A 6,385-nucleotide genomic window follows, 5' to 3' on the forward strand; every position below is an offset into this window, starting at 1 on the left:
GCTGCGCTGCATGACTGGATCGCGCGCGAAATGGCGCTCTATCCGAAGCTCGCGCTGCTCGGCGACTACAACATCGCACCGGAAGATCGCGACGTCCACGATCCAAAAGCATGGGAAGGCCAGAATCTGGTGTCGCCCGAAGAGCGTGCCGCGTTCGTGCAACTGATCGGACTCGGTCTGCTGGATGCTTTCCGTCAGTTCGAGCAGCCGGAAAAAATCTATTCGTGGTGGGACTATCGGATGATGGCGTTCCGCCGCAATGCGGGGCTGCGCATCGATCACATTCTGCTGTCTAAGGCGCTCGCCGACGTGTGCTCATCTTGCGACATCGACAAGGTCCCGCGCAAATGGGATCAACCATCGGACCATGCGCCGGTGGTCGCGCAGATCGGCTGAATGGCGCTGTACGCGAGGCTTTGGAGCGGGCGACTCGACGGGCGCTCGCTTGGGCTCTCAAGCGGGCCCTCACGCGGGCTCTCACGCGGGCTCTCACTCGGGCATTCACGCGGGCATTCACGCGGGCATTCAAGCGAGCCCAACGCAGCGTAGTGCGCTCGGGCGTTTACGCAAACACCCGCGGCGAATTCCCTGGTGAGGGTTAGGCGGAGCGACTGCAAACTGGTTTCGCAAAAGCCACGCGCGGCGCCAGCCGACCTGTTTTGAAAGCCCTACGCCGCCCCCTCCAGGCAGCGCCATAAGAATTCAAACACCATCGCATCATGCTCGGCCTGCTCCAGCTCATCGGAGCCGCCGTGGCCTCCCTCCGTGTTCTCCCGATACCAGACACGTTCGGCGCCCAATGCCTGCATGCGCGCAGCCATCTTGCGCGCGTGGCCGGGGTGGACGCGATCGTCGGCCGTCGATGTGGTGAACAGCACGGGCGGATACGCCACGCCAGCACTCACGCGATGATAGGGCGAGTAGGCAGCCAGCACACGCGCTTCGTCGGGTTGATCCGGATCACCGTATTCATCGATCCATGACGCGCCCGCGTGCAGCAGATGATAGCGGCGCATGTCGAGCAACGGCACCTCGCAGACCACGGCGCCGAACAACTCAGGCCGCTGCACCATGCACGCAGCGACCAGCAAGCCACCGTTGCTGCCGCCCTGAATACCGAGTTGTGCGGCACTGGTCACGCCTGTGCTGATGAGCGCCTCGGCCACCGCGATGAAATCGTCGAACGCGCGCTGCCGATGCTCACCTTGCGCCGCCGTATGCCACTCGGTGCCGAACTCGCCGCCGCCGCGAATATGCGCGACCACATACACGCCGCCCCGTTCCAGCCAGCCGATGCCCGGCCCGGTCAGGTAGCTCGGCAGCAAGGGAATCGCGAAACCGCCGTAACCGTTGAGCAGGCATGGGCGCGTTTGGTTGTGCGTTTGGTTGTGCGTCTGCAGCCCTTCGACGGCGTGTTGCGCATCCTGTGGTCCGATCACCGTATACGGTACCCGCGTGCCGTCAGCGGACACCGCGTGCGCCCGCGTCACGACGAACGGCGTCGCGTCGAACTGGGTTGGCCAGCGGTCGAGTAACGTCCAATCGGTCAGATCATCCCGACCAAGATCGGTTAGCCAGTAGGCGGGCGGCCGCAAATAATCGTCGGTATCGACGAACACTTCGTCGTTCAGCGTCGGCTCGACGGGCGAGACGTCGGCTTCTTCGTCATCACGCGACGGAAAGACGCGCTGATGCCAATGCCACGCTTGATCGGCCGCTTGCGACGGGATCCACAACGAGGTCTTGCTCCGCACATCTTCCAGATACGACACGATCAGATGATTGCGCGTGTGGGTCCACTCGCAGGCGGAGGTTTGCGATGTCGGCGTGAAGAGCGGCACCACATCACGCTCACCACGCAGGAATGCAGTTTCGCGAATCGCCAGCAACGCGCCGCCAGGATAACGCACGCCGTTGCAATCCCAATCCAGGCGCGGCTCGAGCAGCAGCCAGCCCTGCCAGCCGCCGACCGCGACCTGTGGTGGTACGTCGTACTGCCGCCAGCCATTGGCGTTGTTGGCGTTGTTGGCGTTGTTGGCGTTGTTGGCGTTGTTGGCGTTGCTGGCGTTGCTGGCGTTGCTGGCGTTGCTGGTACTGCGGGCGTTGCTGGTGGTAACAGTCACGCGATTACCCGCGTCGCCTGCATCAGCATCGGCACCATCAAGGTAATACGTATGCGAATCGAAGAAATCGACGCTGCTCACCACCGTATGGCGCCGCTCGACCGGATCATAGTGCGCCTCCACGCCAATATCGCCGAACGCGCCCCTGAACACAACCGGCGCGTCGCCCAGCGCACTGCCGCGCGTCCAGCGCCGGACTTCGCGCGGATAGCCGGAGCGCGTCAGCGTCTTGCGGCCATTGTCCCACCCGACATAAAGCGTATCCCGATCGATCCACGAAGCCGTGTGCTTGCCTGCCTTCGCAATCACGAAACCGTCGTCGACAAAACATTGCGCGTCGATGTCGAACTCGCGCACCACGAGCGCATCCGAGCCGCCCGGCGACAGCGTGATCAACGCACGATCGCCGTCCGGATAAAGAATGTCGAGCTCGACGCAAACCCATGGCGTGCCCTCGGCCGCACCAAGCGCGTCGAAATCGAGCAGGTTCTGCCAGACCGGCGCGCCGCTGCGCCACGCAGCCCACGTCGTACGCCGCCAGATGCCTTTGGGATTACGTTCGTCCTGCCACAAATCGTAGGCCCAGTCCTTCCAGCGATCGGGAATGACCGGACGCTCGCGCGGCAGATAAGCGTCGGCAAGCCGCTGCCTGAGCGACTCGAAGTCCGCGCTGCTGCGCCACGCGGCGTGCGTGCGGGCGTTCTGCGCTTCGACCCACGCGAGCGCGCCGGGGTCGTCGAGCACTTCGAGCGACAGAAAGGGATCGGGGGAAAGCGGCCAGGAGAAAGGAGCGGGAGAAGCGGGCATCGTCAGCTGTCGAATGAAAACAGCGTTGATTATGCCTTGCGTGAGGCCGGGGAACCCGGAGTCGACCATCAGGCCACCCCGGCCACCCTTCCCGGCGAACCGCAGCGAACCTCAGGGCTCGAGATTGAGTTCCTGAATCTTGCGCGTAATCGTATTGCGACCGATGCCGAGGCGCTCCGCTGCCTCCACCTTGCGTCCGCGCGTGAAATCCAGTGCCTCGCGAATCACCGCCGCTTCGAAGCGCCGCGCGAGTTCATCCATGACGTCGGCAGCATTCTCACGCAGCATCCGCGCGACTTCGGTACGCAGGCCGCCTTCCCAGGCGCTCACAGCAGGCGCTGCCGGCAGGCCCGCAGCGGAAGCCGGATGCGCGGCCGCGCTGTTGCCGTTGATCGGCGCACCGCCGGCGAGCCCCGCCTCACCCGTGCCGAGCACGCCACTGCCACCGGTCGAGAGATCGGTCACGCCGGCTTGCGTGGGTCCCAGATCGGGCGGCAAGTCCTTGATCTCGATGGTCTGCGCGGGCGCCATCACCGTGAGCCAGTTGGCGAGATTCTCCAGTTGACGCACGTTGCCCGGAAATGGCAAAGACGCGAGATGCGCCAGCGCCTCTTCGGACACGCGCTTCGGCTCCACGCCCAGATCGCGCGCACTCTTTTGCAAGAAGTGGCGCGTGAGCAGCGGAATGTCTTCGCTGCGCTCGCGCAAAGCCGGCAAGCGCAAGCGGATCACATTGAGCCGGTGATACAAGTCCTCGCGGAACAGACCCTGACGCACACGCGATTCGAGGTTCTGGTGCGTCGCCGCGATCACGCGCACGTTCGCGCGCAACGGATTGTGGCCGCCGACGCGATAGAACTGCCCGTCCGACAGCACGCGCAACAAACGCGTCTGCAAATCGAACGGCATGTCGCCGATTTCGTCGAGAAACAGCGTCCCGTTCTCAGCCTGTTCGAAGCGCCCCTGGCGCATGGCCTGCGCGCCGGTAAACGCGCCGCGCTCATGACCGAACAATTCGGATTCCAACAGATCCTTCGGAATCGCCGCCGTATTCAGTGCGATGAAGGGACCATTCGCGCGTGGGCTATGTCGGTGCAACGCGCGTGCCACGAGTTCCTTCCCGGTGCCTGATTCGCCGGTAATGAGCACGGTGGCCGCGGAATGCGACAGCCGGCCGATCGCGCGAAACATGTCCTGCATCGCCGGCGCCTGGCCGAGCATTTCCGGTGCATCGGCGACGCGGTCGTCCCACGTCTGTTCACCGCGCATGCTTTCATCGACCGCGCGGCGGATCAGTTCGACCGCCTTGTCGACGTCGAACGGTTTGGCGAGATACTCGAACGCGCCGCCCTGGAACGCGGCGACCGCACTATCCAGATCGGAGAACGCCGTCATGATGATGACGGGCAAGCCCGGCACTTTGTCACGCACGGTTTGCAGCAATTCAAGGCCGGAGCCGCCAGGCATCCTGATGTCGGAAACCAGCACCTGAGGGCTGTCGTGATCGAGCGCCGCGGAAGCCTCGCGCACATTCGCGAAGCTGCGGGTCGCGAAGTTTTCGCGAGCGAGCGCTTTTTCAAGCACCCAGCGAATCGATTGATCGTCGTCTACTATCCAGATCGGCTTCATATAGTTCGGTCAGAAGTCTTGAGAGCGCCCCCAAACCTGTCGCTTCGCGTCAGGCGCCCCGAGGGGAGTGAGAAAACCTGGGGCGGCCCGGCGTTTTCTCACGGTGCATGCGGTGTTAGCAGTCGAGCGGCAGCAGAATCTGAAACTCGGTGTGGCCCGGCCGGCTTTCCACTTCGATCAGGCCGTCGTGCTGTTGCACGAAAGTCTGCGCGAGCGTCAATCCGAGACCGCTGCCGTCCTCACGCCCCGACACGAGCGGATAGAAAATGCGGTCACGGATTTCCTCGGGAATGCCGGGTCCGTTGTCAGTGATATGCAAGTCCAGTGCCAGCTTACATAAGCGTTTCGACACGGTGATCTTGCGCGCAATCCGGGTGCGCAATTCGATGCGCGCGTCGCCTTGCGAGATGCGTTCGCGCAAGGCTTCGGCAGCGTTGCGCACAATGTTCAGCAGCGCCTGGATCAGCTGCTCCTTGTCGCCGCGCAGGTCCGGCACGCTCACATCGTAATCGCGCTCGATCGTGAGGCCACGCGGAAACTCCGCGAGGATCACCTGGCGCACACGTTCACAGACCTCGTGAATATTCACGTCACCGACGATATGCGGATGACGGTGCGGCTCGAGCAAGCGATCAACCAGCGTTTGCAGCCGGTCCGATTCCTTGATGATGACCTGCGTGTACTCGCGCAACTCGTCGCGCTGGCGCTCGCCGAGTTCGAACTCGAGCAATTGCGCCGCGCCGCGAATCCCGCCGAGCGGGTTCTTGATTTCATGCGCGAGATTGCGGATCAGTTGTTTGTTGACGGCCGTGAGGTCATTGATGCGTTCCTCGCGGTCGGTGCGTAAATGCCGCTCGTTCTCGAACAGTTCGAGCAGCACATAGTCTTGCGCGCTTTCCAGAAAACCGACGATCGCATGCACATGCAGCGGCTCGTGGCCTGGACGTTCGAGTATGGCGTCCAGATGCGTTGCGTGAAACCGGTTGGCGGCAATCGCGGTAATGGTCGCGACCAATTCGTCCGCATTCGAGAAAATGTCGGGCCACGCCATCTGCGTCAATTGCTTTCGCGAGAGCTCCAGCATCGATTCCGCCGACGGGTTCGCAAACGCGACGCGCAGCGTGCGCTTTTCGAGCACCAGCACAACCGTCGGCAATGCCTCGAAGCCCGGCAGCAACCCGGAACCCACCAGCTGAACGTCGTCCGACAACGTCTGCTCGTGGCCTTTCCTTGCCTTCATCAGATTCTTCAGAACCATCTTGCAGTCTGGCCGATAGGAGATGGTGATAAATCAGGTAGTGCGCTTATTGTCCCGCCTGCTTTACTGCCTGCTGTTCTACTTCATTGCCCTTACGCCACAAACGTCGGGAGTGGACTCATGCGGGTCCAACAAAAAAGGGACGGCGCCGCCGTCCCTTTGTGACCGATCGCGAGCGTCGGGCAAACGCTTCGCCGTTTGAAGGGCGAAGCGTCATTGCCGCTTACAGCGAGTAGTACATTTCGAATTCGATCGGGTGTACCGACTGACGATAGCGTTGCAGCTCGCCCGTCTTCAGTTCGAGGTACGCGTCGAGCATCGAATCCGTGAACACGCCGCCGCGCGTCAGGAACTCGCGATCCGCGTCGAGTGCGTCGAGCGCCTCGTCGAGACCGGCACACACGGTCGGGATCTTTGCATCCTCTTCCGGCGGCAGGTCGTACAGGTTCTTGTCGGCAGCTTCGCCCGGGTGAATCTTGTTCTGCACGCCGTCCAGACCCGCCATCATCAGCGCGGAGAAGCACAGGTACGGATTCGCCAGCGGATCCGGGAAACGCGTTTCGATACG

The 6,385-nt window shown here is 62.9% G+C and carries 4 protein-coding genes and 1 pseudogene; 1 reads left to right on the plus strand and 4 read right to left on the minus strand.

Translation table 11 applies throughout. The features are described from left to right. The coding region (locus QOC89_RS31170) for an exodeoxyribonuclease III (protein ID WP_323048564.1) at positions 1-396 on the plus strand (396 nt) is incomplete at its 5' end. A gap of 272 nt (positions 397-668) precedes the next feature. Here the strand turns inward: QOC89_RS31170 and QOC89_RS31175 are convergent. The 4 genes and pseudogenes from QOC89_RS31175 to glnA form a co-directional block, all read right to left on the minus strand. After that, positions 669-2,930, minus strand: a complete 2,262-nt coding sequence (locus QOC89_RS31175; RefSeq protein ID WP_323048565.1) for a prolyl oligopeptidase family serine peptidase — start codon at positions 2,928-2,930, stop codon at positions 669-671. A gap of 111 nt (positions 2,931-3,041) precedes the next feature. Further along, positions 3,042-4,559: a nitrogen regulation protein NR(I) gene (ntrC, locus tag QOC89_RS31180; RefSeq protein ID WP_323048566.1), complete on the minus strand. Its 1,518-nt coding sequence runs from the start codon at positions 4,557-4,559 to the stop codon at positions 3,042-3,044. Between the two features lie 115 nt (positions 4,560-4,674). After that, on the minus strand, positions 4,675-5,817 hold the full coding sequence (gene glnL / locus QOC89_RS31185; protein ID WP_179732913.1) for a nitrogen regulation protein NR(II): 1,143 nt from the start codon (positions 5,815-5,817) through the stop codon (positions 4,675-4,677). A gap of 223 nt (positions 5,818-6,040) precedes the next feature. After that, positions 6,041-6,385: pseudogene (gene glnA / locus QOC89_RS31190) on the minus strand (glutamine synthetase); the annotation flags it as partial.

It is taken from the genome of Paraburkholderia sp. (genome assembly GCF_034668105.1).
GTDB lineage: Bacteria > Pseudomonadota > Gammaproteobacteria > Burkholderiales > Burkholderiaceae > Paraburkholderia.

Coding starts and splice junctions, on each gene's coding strand:
- glnL (WP_179732913.1), bottom strand. CDS start 5,817: ATGGTTCTGAAGAATCTGATGAAGGCAAGGAAAGGCCACGAGCAGACG.
- ntrC (WP_323048566.1), bottom strand. CDS start 4,559: ATGAAGCCGATCTGGATAGTAGACGACGATCAATCGATTCGCTGGGTG.
- QOC89_RS31175 (WP_323048565.1), bottom strand. CDS start 2,930: ATGCCCGCTTCTCCCGCTCCTTTCTCCTGGCCGCTTTCCCCCGATCCC.